This window comes from Methanosarcina barkeri str. Wiesmoor, from assembly GCF_000969985.1.
GTDB classification, from domain to species: domain Archaea; phylum Halobacteriota; class Methanosarcinia; order Methanosarcinales; family Methanosarcinaceae; genus Methanosarcina; species Methanosarcina barkeri_B.
Genome location: NZ_CP009526.1, coordinates 2,586,499 through 2,609,822, shown reverse-complemented (window position 1 = coordinate 2,609,822; position 23,324 = coordinate 2,586,499). Strand labels below are relative to the sequence as shown.

Sequence of the window (23,324 nt, the reverse complement as noted above, 5' to 3'; positions counted from 1 at the left end):
TTTTTGTTAAATATGAAGTATGAAACACGGAATCATAGCAAATTTTTGTTAATGTAACACATTATTTTCGTTTGCAAATACCGAAAAGTCATACTTGAATCAATTAGCGAAGAACTCAAACAGATTATGATTGACATTTCAAAAAAGTCTAACTTTGAAATCCTTGAAATGGAAACTGACAAAGACCATATTCATTTAGTGATTAAGAGTGAACCAAAAGTTAGTGTTTTATCTATTGTCAGAAAATTGAAACAAGAATCTACGAACGGGTTATGGAAAACACAAAAAGAATATCTGGAAAAGTATTATTGGGGTGAAAATACGTTATGGAGTGATGGATATTTTGCGTCTACAATCGGAAATGTTAGTAAAGAGGCGGTAGAATATTATATACGAAATCAGGGTTGAAGTTGACGCTTATATCCCCTAAGCTAAAGACTTAGGGGTTTTACGCTTATTCATATAAATTATTCAAAACTCTGATCCATAAATATAACCAGAAGTAAATTGTATATTATAGTCGGTAAAGCTGGGTGCTATAATCTTATTGATGAGGGAAAAGCGTGGAAAACTACGACCTTATTATAATAGGTACAGGTTCTGCAATGAACTACATAAATCCTATTCTTGATTCAAACCTGAAAATGAGAGTTGCCGTTATTGACAAAGATGAACCAGGCGGGATCTGTCTTACTAGAGGGTGTATTCCTTCAAAAATCCTGCTTTATCCTGCCGAACTCATCAGGGAAATTGAAACTGCATCCATTTTCGGAATTAAGCTTGAAATAAAGGACATCGATTTCCTTGCCATTATGGAAAGGATGCGCAGGAAAAGCGGAGAAGACATAGAGGCAATAAGGAAGAGTTTGACCGATGACCCGTATCTTGATTACTATCACGAAAGTGCAGAGTTTATCTCACCTTACACCCTGAAAGTAGGTGAAAAAACCCTCCACTCCAAAATGATCTTTCTCTGTACCGGCTCAAAACCTGCAATTCCTACCATTAAAGGCCTCGAAGAAGCAGGATACCTTACAAGTGATACGGTGCTTAAGCTCACGGAATGCCCAAAAAAGCTCGCCATCTTAGGAGGGAGTTACATTGCAGCCGAATACGGGAACTTTTTTTCAGCTATAGGCTCCCGGGTCACAGTTATAGGAAGAAATTCCCAGTTTCTTCCTCAGGAGGAACCCGAGATCTCCAGACTTGCCAGTATGAAGATGTCGGAGTACATGCAGATCATTACAAACCACGAAGCTATAGAGGTTCGAAAAGAAGACAACGGGCAGAAAACGGTTGTTGCAAGGAATAAAAATTCTGGAAAGGAGGTAAAAGTCACTGTAGACGAGGTCCTTGTGGCAACAGGAAGAGCTCCGAATACCGATATTCTCCACCCTGATAGAGCAGGGATCAAAACCGATACTCATGGCTGGATTCTGGTGAACGAGTTTCTTGAGACCTCACAGCCTAATATCTGGGCATTTGGGGACGCAAACGGAAAATACCTGCTAAAGCACGTAGCAAACTATGAGTCTGGAATAGTTTACCTTAATGCGATCCTGAAAGAAAAAGCAAAGGCAGACTATCATGCTGTACCCCATGCAGTATTTTCATATCCTGAAATTGCCGGAGTAGGCATGAGAGAGCAGGAAGCCGTAGAAAAGTATGGAGAGGAAAGAATCCTCATAGGCCTCAAATTCTTTGAAGATACTGCAAAAGGATCGGCTATGGAAATCAGAGATTATTTCGTAAAAGTGATTCTGGATTCGGAGGAAGAAAAGATTCTGGGGGCTCACATAATAGGCCCGCATGCTTCAGTCCTGATCCATCAGATAATTCCTCTCATGTATACAGAGTCAAGAAGTCCTGAACCAATAATGCGGGGTATGGATATTCACCCGTCTCTTAGTGAGGTTGTAACCAGAGCCTTTTATTCTCGATTGCCACCTGAACATTATCATCATTTTCTTAAACATATCGGGCTTGAGGACTGAAAATATCTGCCCTATGGGGACTGAATGTATCTATCCAATGAGAACTGAAAATATCTACCCAATGAGAACTGAAAATATCTACCCAATGAGAACTGAAAATATCTACCCAATGAGAACTAAAAATATCTACCCAATGAGAACTGAAAATATCTACCCAATGAGGACTCAAAATCTCTACTTGTTTAATAACCGCACTTTCCGCAGTAAATTTTCTGGATTTGATATTTTTCAAATCATGTACTTACTTTTTATAAAATCTCATCCAATTTCCCCTTGATGACTCTCTCTCCCAGCTCTGAATCCACAACTCATCTTGGTCATTATGGTCTTATTGCTGGCGTATTTGACGAACTTGAAATTTCAGATTTGATTGACACTCTTCTTCCTAAGAAAAGTGGCCATAACATTTCTCATTCTACTGTTCTTAAGGCAATGTGCATTAACGGTTTAGGATTTACTGAACGTCGTCTTTACCTATTTCCTGCTTTCTTTGAAAACTTGCCCACTGAAAGGTTACTGGGAGAAGGTGTTCTCCCAGAACACCTTAATGATGACGTTTTTGGCAGAACTCTGGACAAAATCCAGGAATATGGAGCAACCGAAATCTTCAATCATATAATTCTGCAAGCTATGAAACACGTTCCTATTAATCCTCGTTTTTGTCATTCAGATACTACAAATTTCAGTGTTTATGGTGACTATAAAAACGATGATAACGGCAAAACTATCAACATTACTTATGGTCATCCTAAAGATAAGAGAGTCGATTTACTTCGTTTTTCTATTTCTATGGTTACTGATCAGAAAGGAATTCCTCTGTTTGTGAGAGCGTTAGATGGTAACAGTTCCGATAAGAAAGTTCTCATCAAAACCATAAAGGAAGTAACACAGAACCTGAATCTTGATCAGAGAGTCTACCATATTGCAGACAGTGCATTTTATACTGAAGATAATGTCAAAGAGATAGGAACTAACGCTTTTTTCATCTCGAGAGTACCTGCAACCATCAATGAATCAAAGGAATTATTGATGACAGACTTAATTCTGGAAACATGCTCTGATGAACGTTATTCTTGTTCTGCTGTAAAATCCTGTTATGGTGGAGTAGAACAGTTATGGGTTGTATTCTGTTCAGAGGAAATGAAAAAGAAGGAAGAGAAGAAATTTGATGAAAAGATTCTCAAAGAGCTTGAAGCAGCAGAAAAGTCTCTTAAAAAGCTTTCTAATCATGAGTTTGCTTGTGAAGCAGACGCAAGAATGGCTGCTGAACAATGGTTGAAAGAGAATGAACTGTATGAATTCCAGAAACTTGAAATAAAAACTAAGTCACACAGACTTGAAAACAAGAAAGGAAGACCAAGGAAAGGTGAAGATGTACAGACTTTTTACCTGATAGAAGCAGAGATAAAACACGACCAGGAGAAAGTACAGGAAAAAAGAGCAAAGTTAGGAAGGTTCATTCTTGCAACCAATGATCTGGAGTTGACTCCAGATCAACTCCTAAAGTACTATAAAGAACAGGGAACAGTTGAAAGAGGGTTCAGGTTCCTTAAAGATAAGAGTTTCAGAGTGTCTGAGGTGTACCTGAAAAAAGAGTCCAGAATAGAAGCACTTGCAATGGTAATGGTTCTGTGTTTGTTATTGTATTCAATAGCTGAATGGAAACTGAGAACAAGATTGGAGGAAACAAAAGAAGCTATTAGAAACCAAGTAAAGAAGAAAACACAGACTCCAACAATGAAATGGGTATTCTTTCAGTTCAGGAGAATAACAGAGTTAGAGATCGAAATTGAGGGAAAGAGGATAAAGAAGGTATTAAATCTGGATGAAGAAACAATTAAAGTGCTGAGATTGATGGGAGAAAAATACGAAAAATATTATATGTGAAAAAATACTGCGGAAAGTAGGATAACTCAAGTCTCTACACTTTTTTCTTTCACATTTCTTTTTTAACAAGATCAAAAACCCACCTGCTGATGCCTGGAGCAACGTCTCCAGCCCGCCTGTAGAGTTCCACTTCAAGTCCCATTTTTTTGTATTCATTAATCAGCCCAGGAATCTGAGATTCGGCTTTGAAAGTGTAGAAGTGAATATATCCTTCCTTCCTGACAAGTTTTGAGATTTCGCCAAGAAAATGGTCCATGCCATATGGTGTAGGCACTATGGCTCTATCAAATCCGCTGCCTGGAACCTGAAGTTCTTTATTCTTTCCTTCGCCAGGACCTGGGTAGGCGGACAGGCTAGAAAAAGCATTATTTCCAGCTTTTTCACCATTTTCAATTTTTTTGCTAATTCTAAATTTTTCACCAGTTCCGACTTTTTCGCAATTCTCATCACTGTCGCCATTTTGAGATTCTTTATAGGTTTTTGAATCAAGTATCTGGAAAATCTCCCCATTCAGGAAAAGATTCTCAAAGTCATCCTGGATTACGGTTACTTGTCCTTCAAGCCTGTTAATCCTGATATTTTCCCGAAGGCAAGCATAGGCATCGGGATTTATTTCGATAGCATAAACCTTTGCCCCTTTTCCTGCAGCAGGAAGTACAAAAGGGCCCACTCCAGCAAAAGGAATTATGATATTTTCTCCCGACTTAATTTTTGAGGTTACCCGCATTCTCTCAGAGTACAGGCGGGGATTAAAAAAGACTTTTTTGACATCCAGCTTATAGGCATAGCCGTTTTCCCTATGAATGGTCTCAGTGGTTTCCCCAAGCAGAAGCTCAAAATCTGCAACTCTGTGCTCTCCTCCGAGTTTGCTTACTTTATTAAGCACAGCCCGCGTATTGCCTCGCATAGAAAATAGCTTTGAGGCAATAGCTTCTTTATAAGCCGCAAGCTCTGGAGGAATTGAGATTACGGCCACGTTCCCGATATAATCAAAACGTTTCGGAACCATAGGAAGCAGGGGTTCTTCAACTATCCCTCTCATTGCATCTCGCAAACTTACTCTATTTCGAAAACTCATTAAGAATCCTCTGCTTATCAGATTGTAAACTTTCACTTTAAGATTTTTTAATTCCAAATTTTAGTTTCATGCACTTTCCGCAGTAAATTTTCTTGGTTTGATATTTTTCAGATCATGTACTTACTTTTTATAAAATCTCATCCAATTTCCCCTTGATGACTCTCTCTCCCAGCTCTGAATCCACAACTCATCTTGGTCATTATGGTCTTATTGCTGGCGTATTTGACGAACTTGAAATTTCAGATTTGATTGACACTCTTCTTCCTCAGAAAAGTGGCCATAACATTTATCATTCTACTGTTCTTAAGGCAATGTGCATTAACGATTTAGGATTTACTGAACGTTGTCTTTACCTATTTCCTGCTTTCTTTGAAAACTTGCCCACTGAAAGGTTACTGGGAGAAGGTGTTCTCCCAGAATCTCTTAATGATGACGTTTTTGGCAGAACTCTGGACAAAATCCAGGAATATGGAGCAACCGAAATCTTCAATCATATAATTCTGCAAGCTATGAAACACGTTCCAATTAACTCCCGTACTTGCCATACAGACACTACAAATTTCAGTGTTTATGGTGACTATGAGAACGATGATAACGGCCAAACTATCAACATTACACATGGTCATCCTAAAGACAAGAGAGTAGACTTACTTCGTTTTTCCATTTCTATGGTTACTGACCAGAAAGGAATTCCTCTGTTCGTGAGAGCATTGGATGGTAACAGTTCCGATAAAAGAGGGTTCAGGTTCCTTAAAGATAAGAGTTTCAGAGTATCTGAGGTGTACCTGAAAAAAAAGTCCAGAATAGAAGCACTTGCAATGGTAATGGTTCTATGTTTGTTATTGTATTCAATAGCTGAGTGGAAACTGAGAACAAGATTGGAAGAAGCAAAAGAAGCTATCAGAAGCCAAATTAAGAAGAAAACACAGACTCCGACAATGAAATATGGGTATTCTTTCAGTTTAGGAGAATAACAGAGTTAGATATCAAAATTGAGGGAAAGGAGATAAAGAAGGTATTAAATCAGAATGAAGAAACAATTAAAGTGCTGAGATTGATGGGAGAAAAACACGAAAAATATTATATGTGAAAAAATACTGTGGAAAGTAGGTTTCAGATTTTAGTTCCAAATTTTAGTTCCAAATTTTAATTTCAAATTTTAGTTCCAAATTTTAATTTCAAATTTTAGTTCCAGATTTTAAGAATCATTTTAATATATGCTTTTTGTTTTAGGAAACGGCTGAGAAAGTATGGAAAAAGATAAAACCCGGAAGAAACTTTAAACGGCTATCCTGTGAATAGTAAAGTAGGACTCCTTCCCATGAAAATTGTTATAGAGACTCCAAAATACAGTTTCTGGAAATATAACAGAACCGAAAAAGGCTATGAAAAGGCTTTCTTTTCCCCCCTGCTCACAATTTTTAATTATGGTTTTGTAGAGGGAACGAAAAGCGCTGACGGTATGGAAGAAGACGTGGTAGTATTGGGATCACACATGCCGAGAGGAAGTACACTTAATAGGGACGCTTTTGACGGGATAGTAAAATTCCTGGACGATTCAATAAGGGACGATAAGAAAATCGTATACATCAGCGGATTTTGCTCTCCTGTCCTGCTTGCTTATTACTTCAGGCTTTATGCTCTTTTTAAAGTCTTTCTCTATGCTTTCCGCGAAAGAAGAATTGCAACGTGCAGGTTTGAAGGAATCGAATTCCGGAAGGTACGCTGAGTTTATCAGGTCCAGGCTTTTGCTTTAGTTCTATATATTTAAGCCTCTACTTTTAAGTTATCTGTTTCTTTTTCACCTGTTTATTTTTATACTTCAACCTTTATTTTTGGACTCACCCTTATTTTAAACTCGCATTTTCAATCCGCTTTGAGCTCCCTTATAGTATAACAAAATTTGCACCTGCGCCATTTGTTTCTATGGACTGGCGCCTTTCAAGCTGCCTTCTTCCTCTGGCAATTCTTAACTTAGCTGATATTCTTTTTCCATAATATGTTTTTGAATTTACACATCAAAAGAATTCAATATATAAAACTGATGAAACTCAGTATAACCTTCTGATTTGTAAAAGAAAGTACCGAAAAAAATCTCCAGGATGTAAAGTATTAAAAAGTTATGTAATGTAAATATTCAAAAATATTATGGAGTTGTTGGACATTAATCATCTCATGAAAACTTTTAGAAAAATACTAATAATTTAAAGAAGCTTAAAAAAAAGGTGCTTTAAAATGCCTTTTCATGTGATGCTAATCCCTACCCTTGGTTGTCCTGCTAACTGCAGCTACTGCTGGAGTTCCGAAGAAAAGTCTCCGATAATGAGCATTGAAACTATAAAAGAAGTGGTTGAGTGGCTTAAAACTTTTAGAGGAGATGCCGTAACTTTCACTTTCCACGGCGGAGAACCACTCCTGGCAGGAGCGGAATTTTATCGGGAAGCATTGCCTCTTCTGGTTGAGGGCTTGAGCCCGAGGAAAATCGCGTTTGCGATACAGACGAACCTCTGGAAAATGACCCATGAGATGGCCGAAATTTTTGCGGAATACGGGGTTCCGATAGGCTCCAGCCTGGATGGCCCAAAGGAACTTAATGACCTGCAGAGGGGAAAAGGATACTACGATAAAACCATGAAAGGCTATGAAATTGCCAGGGAACATGGGCTTAATGTGAGGTTCATTACCACTTTCACTTCTCATTCCGTAAAACAAAAGGAAGAAATTTTCAATTTTTATCTTGAGAAAGGATTGACTCTCAAACTCCACCCCTGCCTGCCTTCTTTAAAAGGTGACAATCCTGATAAATGGACTCTTGCTCCTGTGGAGTACGGAGAATTATTAATCTATCTCCTGGACAAATATCTGGAAAACCTGGGCCGGATTGACGTTATGAACATTGATCAGCTGTGCAAATGCGTATTCACAGGCAGGGGAACAGTCTGCACCTACGTTGACTGCATGGGAGATACCTTTGCAGTCGGCCCTGAAGGAAACATATATCCCTGCTATCGCTTTGTTGGGATGCCTGAATATGTTATGGGCAATGTTTATGACCGCCCGACAATGGCAGACCTTGCTAAATCCGAAGCCTGGAAGCAGATGCACCAGTATAAAGAATATGTGGATACTGCATGCAGCAAATGCGCCCATATCAAATATTGCAGAGGCGGATGCCCGTACAATGCAATAGTGCCCACCGATGGCGAGATAAAGGGTGTAGATCCGCACTGCACCGCCTACAAGATGATTTTTGATGAAATAAACAAGCGTGTCAATGAGGAAATGTTCGGGGGTTCAGGTATGGATAATATGTTTATGCCCCAGACAATGAAGCCTTCAAAATCAGGAATAATGTCCCTTATGCTTAAGAAACTCTGAATAAAGCTCAAAATGTATGAAATTTATGAATTTGTATAAATTTGTGAAGTAATTTCATTTTTGGAAATAAGAAGGATTTTAGCGGTGTTATTGATGAAAAACGTGTATTCTCTTCATATTGAGTGGGAATTGAGGGATTTCCATTCAATATGAAGAGGATACGAAATAAAGAATTGTTATATTACAAAGAAACTTCTAAAGAAGCCTTTAAAGAATCTGCCTTGTTTTTAAAATAGTTTATATATATCCACTTTCTAAACTAAGCATATGGAAGAGGGCAAAATGAAGAATACAATCACAAGAAGTTTTGAACTTCAGGACTACAAAATAGAAGGAACCGAACTTTCCGGTTTCTGGGCAGACTTAACGAGCAAAGAAGAATTGATAGTTGAGGTAAATTACATTCCTGAAAAGAAAAAAGTCTTCAGCCCCACAGAAATAGAAACACTTGCGCTGGAAATCCGTAATAAATGCGGCAGCTTTGAGGCTCAACTTCCCGACAATATAAAATGCGAAGTCACCTTCAAAAACTTCGGAGAAAAAGTTTACAAAACCGACCAGCCTGATTTTAAACTGGAACCCAGGGAGCTGGAAGAAATTCAGGTTGCTTACCGTTTCTATGTTGAATATTACATATAACCAATTAACTTATAGGACCTACGCATTTGAGTTTTTCCAATGATAAATAAGGAATTTATTTTTGAATTTAAGAACTAGAAACCTTGAGCGTAAGCTTCCTTTTACAGTTTTTCTAAATTTTAGATTGAGTGGGACTATGAACCTAACGGACATTTTCTGTTTAAAAAACTTATAATTGTGATTTTAATTACTAATGTGAATTAACATAGAGAAGAAACTTAATGCAGAGAAGAAACATTTACAGTTATTGCTTGTCATTTTCTTTGCAATTCTTTTCTTTGCAATTCTTTTCTTTGCAATTCTTTTCTTTGCAATTCTTTTCTTTGCAATTCTTTTCTTTGCAATTCTTTTCTTTCCAATGATATTATTCTCTAAAGAATTTGGCAGCGTTTTAAATCTTCTGTAAAATTCGCTTCATATTTACGCATAGATCTTGCGATAAAAACTGCGTATCAAAAAAGGTAAATTCCATTTTTTGTGATGGAAATTTTTTGTCCTTCAAAATTGGTATGTTCATGTGGAACGCAGTCCATTAATAATTTCTTCCAGAAGGAAGAGGGCGCCCGAAACTCCCAGATATGTTTTCGGGATAAAGTGTATGTACCCTCTGTCCGGAAGGGAAATTTCGATACCTGCTTTGCAGCATCCCTTTGCTTTTAAAAGCTGAAGAGTAAAACTGTCAGCAAAGGCAATATCAACCGATTCAAGCGAAAGGTCCCTATCCCAGGCTTCGCAAAAGCCCTTTTCCGTCAGAAATGACTTAAGAGATCTTGCCATTTCAGGGTCACTTCCGGGAAGCAGTTTTACTGCATAAGGGGCCATGCCCAGGTAGGAGTAAAGCCAGTGTGTAAGAGGAAAGACAAGAGAGCTTTCGGCTTGGATTGAAAAACTGGCTCCTTTGGGAAGCCCTGAGAAAGAATGGAAACGTGAAATCTGTCGATAACTAGTCTGCCTGGCTTCCCGGACTTCCGCAAGTGCAGGTGCAGGGTCGATATTTAGGATAGCGGCAACTTCTCTCAACAGGCTTTCATTCGCATCAAAACCCAATGGAGCCCCAAGAGGAGAAAACACGGCAGGAATTCCGAAGTGTTTCCGATACCACTCAGCAACCCTTCTGCCGTATTCGGGGAAAAGGACAATATTACAGGCTGCGTTGTTTGACTCCCGAATTTCGTCGAGGGAAGTTCCGGCAAGTAAAATAGCTCCCACTTCCAGGCCTAAGAAAGACAAGAGCCGCTTCATTTCTGCAACTGAGCCTTCCCAGTGTTTGTGGAGAAGGGAAAGCCCTATCAAATTCACTTTTTTAGGAAATTCAGAGCGATTGTGGGGCCGAAAAAGGGAACGGAGTTTTAGATGTTCCAGCAAGGTAAGGGTAGTATTTTCAAAGCCCTGGGCTGCGGGAAGCGAAAAACCCGTCTTTTCCACCACAAAACATCGATTCTGCAGCCCTGCATTTTTAATTACGTTCTCCAAGTCATCTCCAACAAGGCTTGCTCCCGGGGAATTAATCACTACAAGCAAACCTTTTTCTTTTGCTGCCACTGCTGCAAGTGCCCTTTCAAATTTTTCAAGGGAGCCCTGGATGAAGTCTTCTCCGTCCAGACAGGTACAGGGGACCCTGGGCTGTCCGAAATAAAACTCGTCCTGGAATGCCAGGGGGTCATGGGAACTTTCTCTGGGGAACTGCCTGTCCGAAAGGAAACTATGGTATAACTTACACCCTGTAGGGCCGTTTAGAATCACAGCTGCGTCTCTGATTCCCTCCACAGCCAGGATAGAGCCCGTAAAAGCATCTGGGGAAAATATCAACTTTCATCACCTCCATCATACTTCCATCCCTCCACAACTGGCAGCCTCAAAAGCGTACTCCAGCGTTTTGCAAGTTCAAGCCCGCTAAGGAACCCAACCTGCGGGGAGACGGGTATGGTATCATAATGCACTCCACCTTCAGGGACCGAAGGGACATAACTCGAAAGAACAAGGTCCGGTCTGAGATCCCTGACATCCTTAGCCCTCATTTCATCCGTATAGTTTCTCTCCACAGGGAATCCTTCATCGGACAGGAGGTCCGGAAGTTCCTTCCTGAAAGTCGAGACTGAAAAACCAACCTTGAGGATTTCCATTCCCAGGTCTCGGATTGTGTCCAGAACCCAGCTGATATCTTCGGTGTAACTCACCAAGAGTACACGCTTTCCCGAGAGATTGGGAACATATTTCTCGATCCCTGCTTTGTACACCTTTTCCTGTTCCTGCAGCAAGGAAGAGACATCCTTTCCGGGAAGCAAGCGTGCTGCCAGAGCTTTTACCCAAATGGAACTTTCCCGAAAACCCACAGGGAATGGAAGCTCAAAAAACTCAAGCCTGAAACGCTCGGAGAGGTATTCCTGGATGGCCCGGGTATCAGGGTCGGTACAGGCTAAAAGGTTGAGCTCCGCTTTTTTAAAAGAGCGAAGGGAAAGGGTATCTGTCTCTTTTAAAAACCTGCAGTTGACCCTGTATCCCAGTCTTTGAAGCAATTTCTCAACAATACAGAAGTTTTTTTCTTCTTGAGAGGAAAAATTCCTTTCTCCTATTATATTAACCAGGCCTTTTTCGGGCCTTACGGAGGGGTCGATCAGATCAGCAACGCGTTTGCGACCCTCGAGCATACCAGCCGAAAAATCTCCCGTAATGACGCCTTCCACAGGGATAGGAATGACCCTGGCTCCAGGAAAACGAACTTTGGCTCTTGATACTGCTTCCTTTATATCGTCTCCTATGATCCCTCCTGGACAGGTGCTCACCACAAAGACCGTTTGCCAGCCAGCTAAAAGGGCTTTCTCTATTCTATTCTCAAGTTTTTCGAGTCCACCAAAGATAATGTCCTCTTCCTTCATGTCTGTCGGCAGGAGGCCAGGGACTTGTTTTTCCTTATCTGTGATATTCCTTCCATCTCCTAATAAAAACGAGCGTGTAAGGGCATCGGCCGTTATATAAGTGCAACTCCTAGGCCCATGCAGGACCGTGGCGGCATCGTTAACCTGAAAAGTAGCAGTCACAGCTCCTGAAAAGGCACAGCCGCAAAGGAGAGGTCTGGAGAGGTGTTTTGCCTGGGATGATGGGGATACTTCTTCTGTTGGAGTTCTGGAGGAAATTTCTGCAGACTGCGCTTCTGAAATCACCGGACAGATTTTCTCGGAACTTGTTTCTGGTATCTCCATATGGATTTCTGCGAAAGGTCTATTTTCTTGGCTGAGAGAAAGAGGTTCAGCACAGGATATTTTTCTGGATATAGAACCTGTTCCGAATGGCTTTATACAGGGCCGTTCCCGCCTTCCCAGCACCAGAGCCTCAAGCTCAATGTCACCGAGAGGGTTGGCAGGATGCAGCAGGTTCCGGTCCTTTTCCAGGTTTTTCACATACAATGCCAGCTCTCTGAAAATACCTGCAGGAGCAGAGGAAGGAAAAGCTTCAGCCAGGGTTTTCCCTACTTTTTCAGCCTGAGAAAAGACTTCATCCCTTGGGATAGAAGCCAGCACAGGCAAACCTGTTGCCCGGGCAAAGGCAAAGACCCTTTCCTCCTCCTCAAAAAGCCCTCGTCTGTTGAAGATAATACCTGCAACCCTGGGAACTGAATCCTCAAAATTTCGGATTCCTCTGAGGATATTGTTAGCAGCGTACAAGGCCATGTATTCCCCTGAAGTTACCAGAAAAACAGCATCGGCATATTCTTTTCTCAGGGGAACTGCAAATCCCCCGCAGACAACATCTCCAAGCACATCATAAAGTACGATGTCAAAGGAAGAAGCCCTGAGTCCCACACGTTTTAAGACCTCAAAACTGCTCAGTATCCCTCTACCTGCACATCCGATCCCGGGTTTTGGACCCCCGGCTTCCACGCAAGCAGTACCTCCGTAGCCTTCAAATACCAGATCTTCAAGCTTCTGTGCTTCCTGAGGAGTTTCACGCATATAGTCCAATACTGTGGGCATGTCAGCTCCTCCAAGGAGCAGACGGGTAGAATCGTGTTTTGGGTCGCAGCCGACCTGAAGGACCCGCTTATTCAAAACGGCAAGGGCAGCCGAGAGGTTTGCAGCAACCGTGGACTTGCCTATGCCCCCCTTCCCATAGAGAGCAATCTGGATTATGTTTTTTCCTCCTGTTACTTGCTAACTTAAAAGGGTAATCTTCTAACATAAACTGAAAAGGCCTGACTTTAATTTTTCCATTCTCGGCAGGAGCCAAACATCCAGTTATGTGTTCTTGTAAAAATGTTAGCTTCTTTTATTTCTTCTTTCATCCTGATGCATCTTTAATTTTTAAAAGAATTTTGATAAATCCCTGATTATAAATTGCCAAGGATTAAGATTCTTCATAAGTAGTTAGACATCTAACTACAATATTTAGGAGTCGAGAAATCAAGATCAATATAACCAAATGAAATTCCCACTTTTGGTCAAAAACATGAATACGCGGAATTTTGAAACCAGCTCATTTTCAAAAAGTTGGCACATTTTCATGTACTGCTAAATGATATTTGGCAAAAACAGATTTCACAATATGTATTTATATTTGATTTATGCTGTCAAACTGAGGTTCTATGTAATCAGTTATATTGAATCAAGCCTATATTCTATTGTTTGGATCACTTTCTTCATTTCTGGCAATATCTCTTCTTCTTTCATTTCTCTTGCTATTTTTTTACTATTTAATGATACGTGATACTCTGCTTGACTCCAATTAGATAATCTTTTCAAGACTTCTTTTCCTGAAACTAAAGTTAGTTTTCCATCTATTGACTTCCAATACTCTTTCATTATCTTTCTAGCTTTCGAATTTGCTTTTTGGTGGTCTCTTCGATTCGCATCTGATATTTGATTGGCTATACAGTCAAATGTATCATAATAAAGATCATTACATATCTTTTCTATTTGTTCAATTATTTTTGATTCATCAGCACATATTCCCTGACTTGTTTCGCAATTAATAATTCTGCTTATAGCTTTAGGGGCTATTAAATAATTCTCAATTTCTTTTCGTGACCAAATATGGAGTTTTACACCGCGACTCTCTGCTTCTTTTAATCTTGTCTCAATTATGTCTTTGGTATAATAGTCTCTATCTAATATACAGTATGTGTATATCGTTTCATCGGCGTTGTTTTTTAAAAACATTGATGATCCAATTGCATAATTCCACCCACTCCAACCTCCTATGGACATGTTAGGTATTGTTTCAATTGGAATCTCGGACTTTGGAAATAATGTATTATGAAAATGTCTTAAAATTTTCAAGTCCTTACCTTCTACTAAAATGCATTTTTTACACTTCCAAAGCCTTGTAAGTTGTATATTGTGAACTCCCCCAATATTATCTATGATTTTCTGTACAGCAGGAATAGTGTTTGTAAATCTCGACGTCGGTTTTGTTTTATCAACTACCAATATATTTTCTGGCTCTACTTCGGAAATGATTTCAATTGAATGTGTTGCAACAATTAATTGCTTGTATCGTTCTCCCAATAGCAATCTAATTATTTTTCTCTGCAAATCAGCATGCATGTAAATATCTGGTTCATCTAGGATAACAATGTTGTTTTTTTCAGTAAAAGATAAAAACCACATGATTTGAAGCCACATTTGCAGCCCATGTCCCATCCAACCAACTTCTGCGGAAAAATCAGTATCTCTTACAATCAGGGACAAATCTTCTTCGTTGAATTTACCATTATTATCGATGTTCCTTATTTGACACCCTTCCCAACTAGTTTCCACAAGCTCTTTAAATTTTTTGTGTTTTTCTGGATAAATTAATATTTGGTTTCTAAAATGACGGGAAGATAGTCGTGAGAATAGGTTTTGTTTAACATAGTCTTTAATAAGCCTTTTTTCTTCTGAAAGTAAGGGGGAAATTTCTGGCAAAACCAAGACTGCTGGAAGATTTGTGAGTAATGCGTCACTCTTTGTTTCAATCGTATTATTATTTTTATCTTTTACAACAGCGAATGCTTTTCCTTCTCTGACAATATATACTTCAATTAATTCTCCCGTTGTAAAAAGGGCTTTAATTTGAGCTGGCAGCCCACTATAACGGTAAGTTATACTCTCAAAATGAAAATCATATTCTTTTAGAGAAGGTATGACTCCTTTGTGTCCAATAGGAGTATCTAGCCAATCTGGAGGTTTATTGTATGTTAGATACTTGTATTTCGATGCTATTATTGAAACGATTCTAAGAGCTTCAATTATAGTCGATTTCCCAGCATTATTTTCCCCAACGATTATTGTATTTTGTTTGAAAGGAATACTGTGTTTTCGATAACATCTAAAATTAATAAGTTGCAACTCTTTGATCATTTTTGCACCCAAGTCTGTTCTTCAAAATTGTCAGACCTTCGTTAACAAATATAAAATTCTGAACTAAAAATAAAGATCGCAGAAAACTTTACACATCAGACATCTTTTTACATATTTATGTTAAAGTGGCATTTAAAATTATTGAAAACGTGCGAATTAATTCTTAACCATACAATGAATTATATAATAAAAATGAGTGAAATGTAAAGTTACTTCACAAGTCATTGAAACATTAAATCTAAGTTATAACAGCAGTTGATTGATTTAGCCTAGTTATTCTTCAATTCAAAAGCGATAGAAGTCTATCCAAGGTAATTAACTCCATTTTCTCTTACTGGAAAATCCTAGACGTATTGTGAGTAGAAACATTCAAATGAGTAGACAAAACTATTTCCCTGTAGCAATAATAATTACAAAGAAGAATGAATCTATGCTATCTCCCTGTAGCAATAATAAATAATAAAGAGGATGAATCTACGACTGAAGATCTGAAAAAAGTCCCCTTGCAGAAATGTAAAAGTATGGACATACCCATGGTTGGAGTTACCAGTGTTAAGAGATGGAATAACCCTCCATTTTTACCGTGGATGCCTGAAGAATTCTATCCTCAATCCATATATCCGGAAGCAAAATCAGTGATAGTTATCGGACTTCCTGTACCTCTACCGGTTTTAGAGACAGCCCCCTCTTTATATTACCATGAACTGTACAATACTATAAACACCTTATTGGACCAATACACATATAGACTTGCCAACTTCCTGACAATAGAGGATACAATAAAGCATTAATACACTCTATAATTTCAAATAGTTTTTTATGTCCCTGAGTTATTTAGTAGATTTTTGGAAGTCTGTTCATCAGATAAAGTACTCCATGCCATGAGCCCCCAGCTAGTATATTCCAATTTTGCTTCAAATGAGCTCTCTGAAGTGTCCAGATTAGCATATTTTGGTGCTAATTTGAACCCTCCATGTTCATCTTGGCAGTCTTTAAGCCATTCGAATAATTTATCAAAATTTTCCGGCTTAGCATCAAGAGCATTTAAAGAGACTACGGACATATATGTAGAATAGATATCTGAACTATTAGTATGAACCGGACCTCTCCGGATAATGAAACCTCCATCAGTAATTTGGCCTTCCTGTATCCAAGAAATACAACCTTTTTTGTCCACGGGGCAACTACCAAGTTCTTCCAGAGTGTTCACAACGTAAAATGTCATAAATAGATCTGAAGCTTCAAAGCCAAAACCTCCGTCTTCTTGTTGAGAACTCTGGAGTTTGGCAATCAGTTTATCTTTGTTATTTAGCTCAATGCCAAGAAGATTGGCCACTTTTGCTAGATATAAAACCTCTTCCAAATCATTTGAATCAATAGGTTGATTAGCGAATTTATCAAAGCTTGTTTTAACCTCTTCTCTAAACTGTGTGTCCGTAGGATACGGCTGATTGAGGAGATTGCATATCACTAATAAATAATATGCAGTTTTTGCTTTTTTGGACTCTTCCTGCCAGTTGTTATCGACATATTTAAGAAGTTTTTCTTTATCAGAAGGCTCTGAACCCAGTACTTTTAGAGATTTCACAGCTAGATATGTATTTTCAGAAGAAGATATAAGACGATAAGCCGGTCGAAAGCCTCCGATTCCATTCAAAGGTTCGTAATTGTAAATGAATGTGGATACATTATCATTTAAATCAAAGCCTAGGTTCGAAGCGATTTTTAGAGCCAAGTAGGTTCCTTGTGGCTCCCCATATTTATCTAATAAAGCGTTAAACCCTCCATCTTCTAATTGCCTTTTTTGCAGATACGTCTCAATATCAGACCGAATCTCAGAGGAAACACTGCCATTTATCAATAAAAAATCAGTAAATGAACTCAAGGTTAACAGGTCCATTTGAGTATCAGGCAATAATTTCAATTGGTTCTCAATGATATTTTCTTGTTCCTTTATTATTTCCATCCTTGGGGATTGGTTCTGCAATGAAGAGACGTTGACCTGGTAAAGTTTTAATGCTGAAATGAGTAGAGAAGCTTCACTTGTTGAATACATTAAATTTTCATTTTCATCGGGTTCCATCCACTTTTCAATTAGCCAGTTTTTTGTCAAGGGTACCTGATTTAAATCCACATCAAGAGTATGTAATGTGGTGATAGCTCTGAATGTATCGAGCAGTGTTCCTTTATCTCCTTTTTTTTGGGCAAATGATCCATCAGGCATTTGTAATTCCATTACTTTTGATATTAGATTAGACCTATTGGCCGGTTTAACTTTAAGGATATCCAGACTTATTGTAAGAAAATATATATTATCCATATTCGAATTATTGTCCTGTCTAGTTATTTCCTGTTCTTGTGATAATAGCCAGTCTATTGTGGCCTGTTCATACTTAGGCTCTTTATCTAATAATTTTAAAGACTCCAAAAAGTAAAAAGTAGAATATAATATAGGCTCTTGTGGGGGAAAATCAGAGTAACCTCCATCAATACCCTGAGAGTCATCCATCCGATTTCTTGTATCCGTAACCCAAGACTCGTTTAAGTTTGTTATTTGTTTGGGTTCTTGGCTAGGAGAATACTCACCCCCAATAGAAGAATTCTTACCTTCAATAGAAAGATGCTTACCCTCAATGCATCCACTTGTAATTATTAGAATCATTAAAATTATAACAGGAGCATATATTTTCCGAGACATCTCTCTTACCCTTTATAAATAATATCAACAATAATAATATTAACAATAATAATAATAATAATAATAATAATAATAATAATAATAATAATAATAATAATAATAATAACAATAACAATAACAATTATATTAACAATAATTATATTAATAATAATAATAATAATAATAATAATAATAATAATAATAATAATAATAATAATAATAATAATAATAATAATAATAATAATAATTTAACGAAAAAATATTAAAAGGTTGTCATTCATTGACAACTTTATTATGCGTCTAAATCAACATGGGTATAAAGTGTATAATCTGTACCACTGAATCTAAATGTTTCAGCATCGTTTTGATCTTCATCAAAAATGGAAAGTCCTGTTCCATCTAAGTTAGAATAATAATGCTGTGCAGACCAAGCATCAGACCATGTTCCAGAATATGTTGCCGTGTCCCCAGAAGTACTGAACCCTATCCCAGCTGGAACACTAATACTCACGGAGATTCCCGTTAATTTAACACTGGATGCCAGGGTAATTAAATCTGCGTAATACGGATTTAAACCCCACCAATAGCCTTTAGTGTTGCCATCTCCAATGAATTCTTGTGATATCACATAGTCAGTTCTAGCTCCATGAAAATAACTTTGCCCTTCAATATATGAGCCTAAAAGATTTCTTGTAGCACTGGCGCTACCGCTATCTTCCCTAGTAACATATTGTAGAGTAATCCCTTTGTTTTTTGCCTTTGCTTCATATTCATTCCAAGCAGCAACAAACTTTTTCTTGTCATCTACTTTTCCTTTAAATACAAACGTATATGGATCAACCTGAACTATGTTCTTTTTTAATTCTTCTGGCATCTCTGTTCCACTAAAGAAACCTACTTCCTCAGTTTGATTTTTTTGGGTTCCAGGCATTGCACTAACTGCCGGCATAAATACCATATACAGCAATAGAATTGTCAAAAGCAAAGTTCCAATTTTAAATCTTTTCGATGTCACTTTGTATTCCTCCTTAATATTTTACCCAGGAGGCAGGATTAAGCAAGTTTAAATATACGCAAAGCTAACTTAATAGGTGCCTCTTAGGGCGTGTATTATGGAGTTCAGCTGAACCTGGAGCGTACATTTGAACTCCATAAATTTCTCGTATCTAATTCCTTATAACTTTTATGTCCATATTCTCTAACAGTGCAATTTTCAAACTGATTTTGAGTCTGGGATTACTTTCTAATATTTTTATTGTTTAATGATTTAGTGATAAATTATTTATTTAAGTATATGTCGCGACTCATATTCAAAGATAAATATAAAAGATATTGCCTCAGTTCCAAAATCTAGTGATAAAGTTAAGTGCAAGATCACTACACAAATTTATAATTCTATAATTATGTAATAATGTCATGCTTACTTTGTCATTAAATCTTGGAACTGATTCCTAAGACAAAACAACAAATAAAATACTGTTATTATCCGACAGTATATCTATTGAGAAATTCCGTCCTGATCAAGTGCGTAAACTGTATGAAAAAGAGAGATCAAAAAAATTAGAGAGATAAAAGGTCTCATCATCCTCTTAGGGTACTTTCCTTTCAGACTACTTTTATCTCTTTTTCCAGCTTCTTTATCATTTCCCTTACCTGAATTGCCCTTTCGAAGTCCAGCCTGTCAGCAGCTTCCCTCATTTCGGTTTCCAGTTCGATAATCATATTGGGAATATCGGTCTTCGGGATGTGTTTTGTGTCGGTAATATCCACAACTTTTTCTCTAATTGGTTTTCTGATAGTTGTCGGGACTATGCCGTGTTCCTTATTGTAGGCGATTTGCATGGAACGGCGGCGTTCGGTCTCAGTAACGGCTTTTTTGATAGAATCCGTCATGTTATCGGCATACAGGACAACCTTCGAGCTGGCATTCCGGGCCGCGCGGCCTATGATCTGGATCAGGCTTTTTGAGTCCCTCAGGAATCCTTCCTTATCCGCATCCAGTATGCCAATGAAGCCCACTTCCGGAATATCAAGCCCCTCTCTGAGCAGGTTTATCCCTACAAGGACATCGAATTTTCCAAGGCGGAGCTCGCGGATAATCTCAGTCCTTTCTATTGTTTTAATATCCGAGTGCAGGTAACGAGCTTTTATTTCGTTCCTTGCAAGATACTCAGTCAGTTCTTCCGCAAGTTTCTTTGTCAGGGTGGTTACAAGAGCACGGTCTCCCCTTTCCACAATCTTCCGAATCTCCTGCATGACATCTCTGACCTGCCCTTCGAGAGGACGAATTTCCACTTCAGGGTCAACAAGCCCTGTTGGGCGGATAATCTGTTCCACGATATGAGCTGAGTGCTCTCTTTCATAATCGGAAGGTGTTGCCGAGACAAAAATCACGTTTCTCATGTACTTCTCGAATTCGTCGAACTTAAGAGGCCTGTTATCGTAAGCACTGGGAAGCCTGAACCCATAATCGACAAGACTCTTCTTCCTTGAGCGGTCCCCGTTGTACATCCCATGAAGCTGCGGGATGGTCTGGTGGCTCTCATCAATTACCATCAGGAAATCCTCAGGGAAATAGTCAAGCAGGCAGAAAGGCTGTTCTCCTGGCTGTCTGTGGTCAAAATGCCGAGAATAGTTTTCAATACCTTTACAGCTGCCGGTTTCCTGAATCATTTCCATATCATAAATCGTGCGCTGTTTCAACCTGTGAGATTCGAGCAGCCCGAGTTCAGGAAGATGTTCTTCGAGCTCTTCGAGGATGGACTGAATTGCACTTTTCTGCTCCTCCTCAGGAATTACATAGTGCCTGGCAGGATAAACAAAGAAATAGTCCATCTCTCCCGTTCGCTGACCAGTCTGCTTGTCCACCTCGGAAATCCGGTCGACCTCATCTCCAAAAAGCTCAATCCGGATAATATTATCAAAGTATCCGGGAATAATATCAATGGTATCTCCTTTTACCCTGAAGCGCCCTGGCATAAGTTCAAGGTCGTTCCGTTCGAACTGGATTTCAACGAGCTTTTGCAGTATTTCTTTTCTCTGGACCTTATCTCCTACCTTTAATTCAAACCCCATTTTCTGGAAATTTTCAGGATTGCCAAGCCCGTAGATACAGGATACGGATGCAACTACAATAACATCCTGGCGTGACATCAGGGAAGCAGTAGCAGCAAGCCGCATCTGCTCGATTTTCGGGTTAATCTGAGCATCCTTCTCAATATACTGGTTCCTGGCAGGAAGATAGGACTCGGGCTGATAGTAATCATAATAGGAAACAAAATACTCCACCCTGTTTTCAGGGAAGAACTCCTTGAATTCGTTATAAAGCTGGGCAGCAAGGGTTTTGTTGTGAGCAATAACAAGGGTTGGTCTCCTGACCTGGTTTATGACATTTGCAACAGTATAGGTCTTCCCTGACCCTGTTACCCCAAGCAGGGTCTGGTACTGCTCCCCTTTTTCAAGCCCCTCCACAAGTTTTTCGATTGCCTGCGGCTGGGAACCCTTTGGTTCAAAATCGGAAACCAACTTGAACTGCGGGCTGTCCCAATATCGGGTATCTCGTATTGTGTCGATGACTTTTTTAGATACAGCTTGGGATGTCTTATCTGAAGATTTCATAGAACCAAAACCTTAAAATTCTGGAGATTTAAATGACGGACATATATACAATAGTAGCAGTAACTAATTAATGATTTTCAGGAATCTAGGATTTTTGGAATCAATCATTTTTAGGAATCAATCATTTTTAGGAATCAATCATTTTTAGGAATCATAGATTTTTGCCTCAGCAGGCGGTTGTAGGTAATTGCAAACCTGTGGGCTTCGTCCCGGATCTCCTGGACAAAAAGAGAGGCTTTCTCTTCTTTTTTTATTGGAAGAGGAGACTTGATTCCGGGCACATAGATTTCTTCTTCCCGCTTGGCTATTGAGATAAGAGGAACTCTGACTTTGAGCTTTCTGAGTTCCTGAAAAGCTGAAGAGAGCTGTCCTTTTCCCCCGTCTATAATAATCAAATCAGGCAGGTCATGTTTGTCCTCGAGCAAACGGGAATAACGCCTGCGTACAACCTCTGCAATGGAAGCGAAGTCATCGATTCCTTCAACACTCTCGATCTTGAAGCGACGATAATTGTGTTTATCAGGTCTGCCACCCCGGAACTGAACCATTGAACCGACAGTAGACGTACCTGAGAGATGAGAAATATCAAAACATTCTATGACATTCGGAAGTTTCGGAAGAGATAACTTACTTTGCAAGGCTTCGAGCTTTTTCCGGTCTCCAAAGAAACCTATCTCAACATTTTTCAGGGCAAGGTCGAGAAGTTCCTTTTTCTCTCCCTGTTTCGGAACCGTAACTTTGACTTTTGTTCCTTTGACGTGAGAAAGGAAATCAACAAGCGATTCTTCAAGAGGCTCAGGAAGAATCAGTTCTTCAGGAGGTTCGTTCTCGGAATAATATTGTACAAGAAATTCTTCCAGGAAATTTTCCCCAAAGGCAAAAACATAGTCCTGCTTATCTTCAAGCGTACCTTTGTAGACCTTGAAGAGCATGAGATAAACAGTATCATCCCTGACAATGTAGTTCAGAATATCCTCATTATGCTTTTTCTGCCTCTCCATATTTTGTTTTTCCTGAAGATACTCAAGGGCTGCAATCTCGTCCCTGAGAGCCATGGCCTGCTCGAACTGCTGCCTCGATGCCAGTTCTCTCATATCTTTTTCCATAGACTCGATAAGCTCTCTGATATTGCCTTTCAGGACTGAAGCCGCTTTTTTCACTTTCTCGGCATAGTCTTCCGCGGAAATTGCACCTATGCAGGGCCCGCTGCATGCCGCTATATGATATCTAAGGCAGGCCCGTTTCGGCATCTTTTTGCAGGTCCGGAGCTGGAAGGTCTTTCTTACAACCTCAAAAATGTAGTCTCTTTCCTTTGCCGAGACAAAGGGCCCAAAAAAGCTTCCGTTGTCTGCCTTTTTCCTGGAAAGCCTGATCCTTGGAAACTTTTCTTCTGTTAAGTGAATACAGGCATACCGCTTTGAGTCTTTTAGAAGAATGTTGTACCTTGGCCAGTGTTTCTTAATAAGGGTGTTTTCAAGAAGGAAAGCCTCTACTTCCGTATTCGTGACAATAAAATCAAAGCCCCTTACAGCCTCTATAAGGCTCGCGGTTTTTGGGTCATGTTCTCGTTTCTGGAAATAGCTGCTTACCCGCTTTTTGAGGTCCTTTGCCTTGCCCACGTAAATCACAGTCCCTTCTTCATTCTTGAAAAGATAACAGCCAGGCAGGTGAGGAAGAGCCTCCAGGTCAATCATTTTTAAACCTCTTTTTCAAGTTTT

General features: G+C 39.1%; 15 protein-coding genes and 1 pseudogene. 8 read left to right on the top strand and 8 right to left on the bottom strand.

Annotated features, from left to right (window positions below; translation table 11 throughout):
• The first annotated feature begins 60 nt into the window (after nt 1–60).
• The 3 genes from tnpA to MSBRW_RS10830 all read left to right on the top strand — a co-directional run bounded on the left by tnpA (nt 61) and on the right by MSBRW_RS10830 (nt 3,881).
• A complete protein-coding gene (gene tnpA, locus MSBRW_RS10845) occupies nt 61–408 on the top strand; it encodes an IS200/IS605 family transposase (protein WP_230670118.1) in 348 nt (115 codons plus the stop codon).
• A gap of 155 nt (nt 409–563) precedes the next feature.
• Entirely contained in the window at nt 564–1,994 is a 1,431-nt protein-coding gene (locus tag MSBRW_RS10840; protein ID WP_011307641.1) for a dihydrolipoyl dehydrogenase, read from the top strand.
• Nucleotides 1,995–2,270: 276 nt separating this feature from the next.
• Nucleotides 2,271–3,881, top strand: coding sequence for an IS1634-like element ISMba11 family transposase (locus MSBRW_RS10830; protein ID WP_011307876.1), 1,611 nt, complete (start codon nt 2,271–2,273; stop codon nt 3,879–3,881).
• 49 nt (nt 3,882–3,930) lie between these two features.
• Here the strand turns inward: MSBRW_RS10830 and MSBRW_RS10825 are convergent, their stop codons facing one another.
• Entirely contained in the window at nt 3,931–4,959 is a 1,029-nt protein-coding gene (locus tag MSBRW_RS10825; protein WP_048136542.1) for a class I SAM-dependent methyltransferase, read from the bottom strand.
• Nucleotides 4,960–5,114: 155 nt separating this feature from the next.
• On the opposite strand from MSBRW_RS10825, the pseudogene MSBRW_RS10820 reads away from it, so the two are divergent.
• From MSBRW_RS10820 to MSBRW_RS10805, 4 genes and pseudogenes are all read left to right on the top strand, one after another.
• A pseudogene (locus MSBRW_RS10820) lies at nt 5,115–6,049 on the top strand (IS1634 family transposase).
• 231 nt (nt 6,050–6,280) lie between these two features.
• On the top strand, nt 6,281–6,688 hold the full coding sequence (locus tag MSBRW_RS10815; RefSeq protein ID WP_011307644.1) for an inorganic diphosphatase: 408 nt from the start codon (nt 6,281–6,283) through the stop codon (nt 6,686–6,688).
• 506 nt (nt 6,689–7,194) lie between these two features.
• Complete coding sequence (locus tag MSBRW_RS10810; RefSeq protein ID WP_011307645.1) at nt 7,195–8,337, top strand: TIGR04083 family peptide-modifying radical SAM enzyme; 1,143 nt, start codon at nt 7,195–7,197, stop codon at nt 8,335–8,337.
• 282 nt (nt 8,338–8,619) lie between these two features.
• Nucleotides 8,620–8,976 (top strand): hypothetical protein, encoded by a 357-nt coding sequence (locus MSBRW_RS10805; protein ID WP_011307646.1) that lies wholly within the window; start codon nt 8,620–8,622, stop codon nt 8,974–8,976.
• A gap of 513 nt (nt 8,977–9,489) precedes the next feature.
• Here the strand turns inward: MSBRW_RS10805 and MSBRW_RS10800 are convergent.
• The 3 genes from MSBRW_RS10800 to MSBRW_RS10785 all read right to left on the bottom strand — a co-directional run bounded on the left by MSBRW_RS10800 (nt 9,490) and on the right by MSBRW_RS10785 (nt 15,323).
• Complete coding sequence (locus tag MSBRW_RS10800; RefSeq protein ID WP_011307647.1) at nt 9,490–10,785, bottom strand: nitrogenase component 1; 1,296 nt, start codon at nt 10,783–10,785, stop codon at nt 9,490–9,492.
• A complete protein-coding gene (locus MSBRW_RS10795) occupies nt 10,782–13,070 on the bottom strand; it encodes a nitrogenase component 1 (RefSeq protein WP_230670116.1) in 2,289 nt (762 codons plus the stop codon). Before MSBRW_RS10795 ends, MSBRW_RS10800 begins: the two co-directional genes overlap by 4 nt.
• Nucleotides 13,071–13,565: 495 nt before the next feature.
• Complete coding sequence (locus MSBRW_RS10785; RefSeq protein ID WP_230669695.1) at nt 13,566–15,323, bottom strand: ATP-dependent nuclease; 1,758 nt, start codon at nt 15,321–15,323, stop codon at nt 13,566–13,568.
• Between the two features lie 410 nt (nt 15,324–15,733).
• Here MSBRW_RS10785 and MSBRW_RS10780 point away from each other — a divergent pair, with 410 nt between their 5' ends.
• Nucleotides 15,734–16,102, top strand: coding sequence for a hypothetical protein (locus MSBRW_RS10780; protein WP_011307650.1), 369 nt, complete (start codon nt 15,734–15,736; stop codon nt 16,100–16,102).
• 26 nt (nt 16,103–16,128) lie between these two features.
• Here MSBRW_RS10780 and MSBRW_RS10775 read toward each other — a convergent pair whose 3' ends face one another.
• The 4 genes from MSBRW_RS10775 to uvrC form a co-directional block, all read right to left on the bottom strand.
• On the bottom strand, nt 16,129–18,009 hold the full coding sequence (locus tag MSBRW_RS10775) for a prenyltransferase/squalene oxidase repeat-containing protein (protein ID WP_011307651.1): 1,881 nt from the start codon (nt 18,007–18,009) through the stop codon (nt 16,129–16,131).
• A 271-nt stretch (nt 18,010–18,280) separates the two neighbouring features.
• On the bottom strand, nt 18,281–19,003 hold the full coding sequence (locus tag MSBRW_RS10770; RefSeq protein ID WP_011307652.1) for a hypothetical protein: 723 nt from the start codon (nt 19,001–19,003) through the stop codon (nt 18,281–18,283).
• A gap of 590 nt (nt 19,004–19,593) precedes the next feature.
• Nucleotides 19,594–21,606, bottom strand: a complete 2,013-nt coding sequence (uvrB, locus tag MSBRW_RS10765; RefSeq protein WP_011307653.1) for an excinuclease ABC subunit UvrB — start codon at nt 21,604–21,606, stop codon at nt 19,594–19,596.
• A 134-nt stretch (nt 21,607–21,740) separates the two neighbouring features.
• Nucleotides 21,741–23,300, bottom strand: a complete 1,560-nt coding sequence (gene uvrC, locus MSBRW_RS10760; RefSeq protein ID WP_011307654.1) for an excinuclease ABC subunit UvrC — start codon at nt 23,298–23,300, stop codon at nt 21,741–21,743.
• Nucleotides 23,301–23,324: the final 24 nt, after the last annotated feature.

What these genes read in the sequence shown, in the direction of transcription:
- MSBRW_RS10815 (WP_011307644.1), top strand. Translation starts at nt 6,281, where the DNA reads ATGAAAATTGTTATAGAGACTCCAAAATACAGTTTCTGGAAATATAAC.
- MSBRW_RS10805 (WP_011307646.1), top strand. Translation starts at nt 8,620, where the DNA reads ATGAAGAATACAATCACAAGAAGTTTTGAACTTCAGGACTACAAAATA.
- MSBRW_RS10810 (WP_011307645.1), top strand. Translation starts at nt 7,195, where the DNA reads ATGCCTTTTCATGTGATGCTAATCCCTACCCTTGGTTGTCCTGCTAAC.
- uvrB (WP_011307653.1), bottom strand. Translation starts at nt 21,606, where the DNA reads ATGAAATCTTCAGATAAGACATCCCAAGCTGTATCTAAAAAAGTCATC.
- MSBRW_RS10825 (WP_048136542.1), bottom strand. Translation starts at nt 4,959, where the DNA reads ATGAGTTTTCGAAATAGAGTAAGTTTGCGAGATGCAATGAGAGGGATA.
- uvrC (WP_011307654.1), bottom strand. Translation starts at nt 23,300, where the DNA reads ATGATTGACCTGGAGGCTCTTCCTCACCTGCCTGGCTGTTATCTTTTC.
- MSBRW_RS10780 (WP_011307650.1), top strand. Translation starts at nt 15,734, where the DNA reads ATGAATCTATGCTATCTCCCTGTAGCAATAATAAATAATAAAGAGGAT.
- MSBRW_RS10775 (WP_011307651.1), bottom strand. Translation starts at nt 18,009, where the DNA reads ATGTCTCGGAAAATATATGCTCCTGTTATAATTTTAATGATTCTAATA.
- MSBRW_RS10830 (WP_011307876.1), top strand. Translation starts at nt 2,271, where the DNA reads ATGACTCTCTCTCCCAGCTCTGAATCCACAACTCATCTTGGTCATTAT.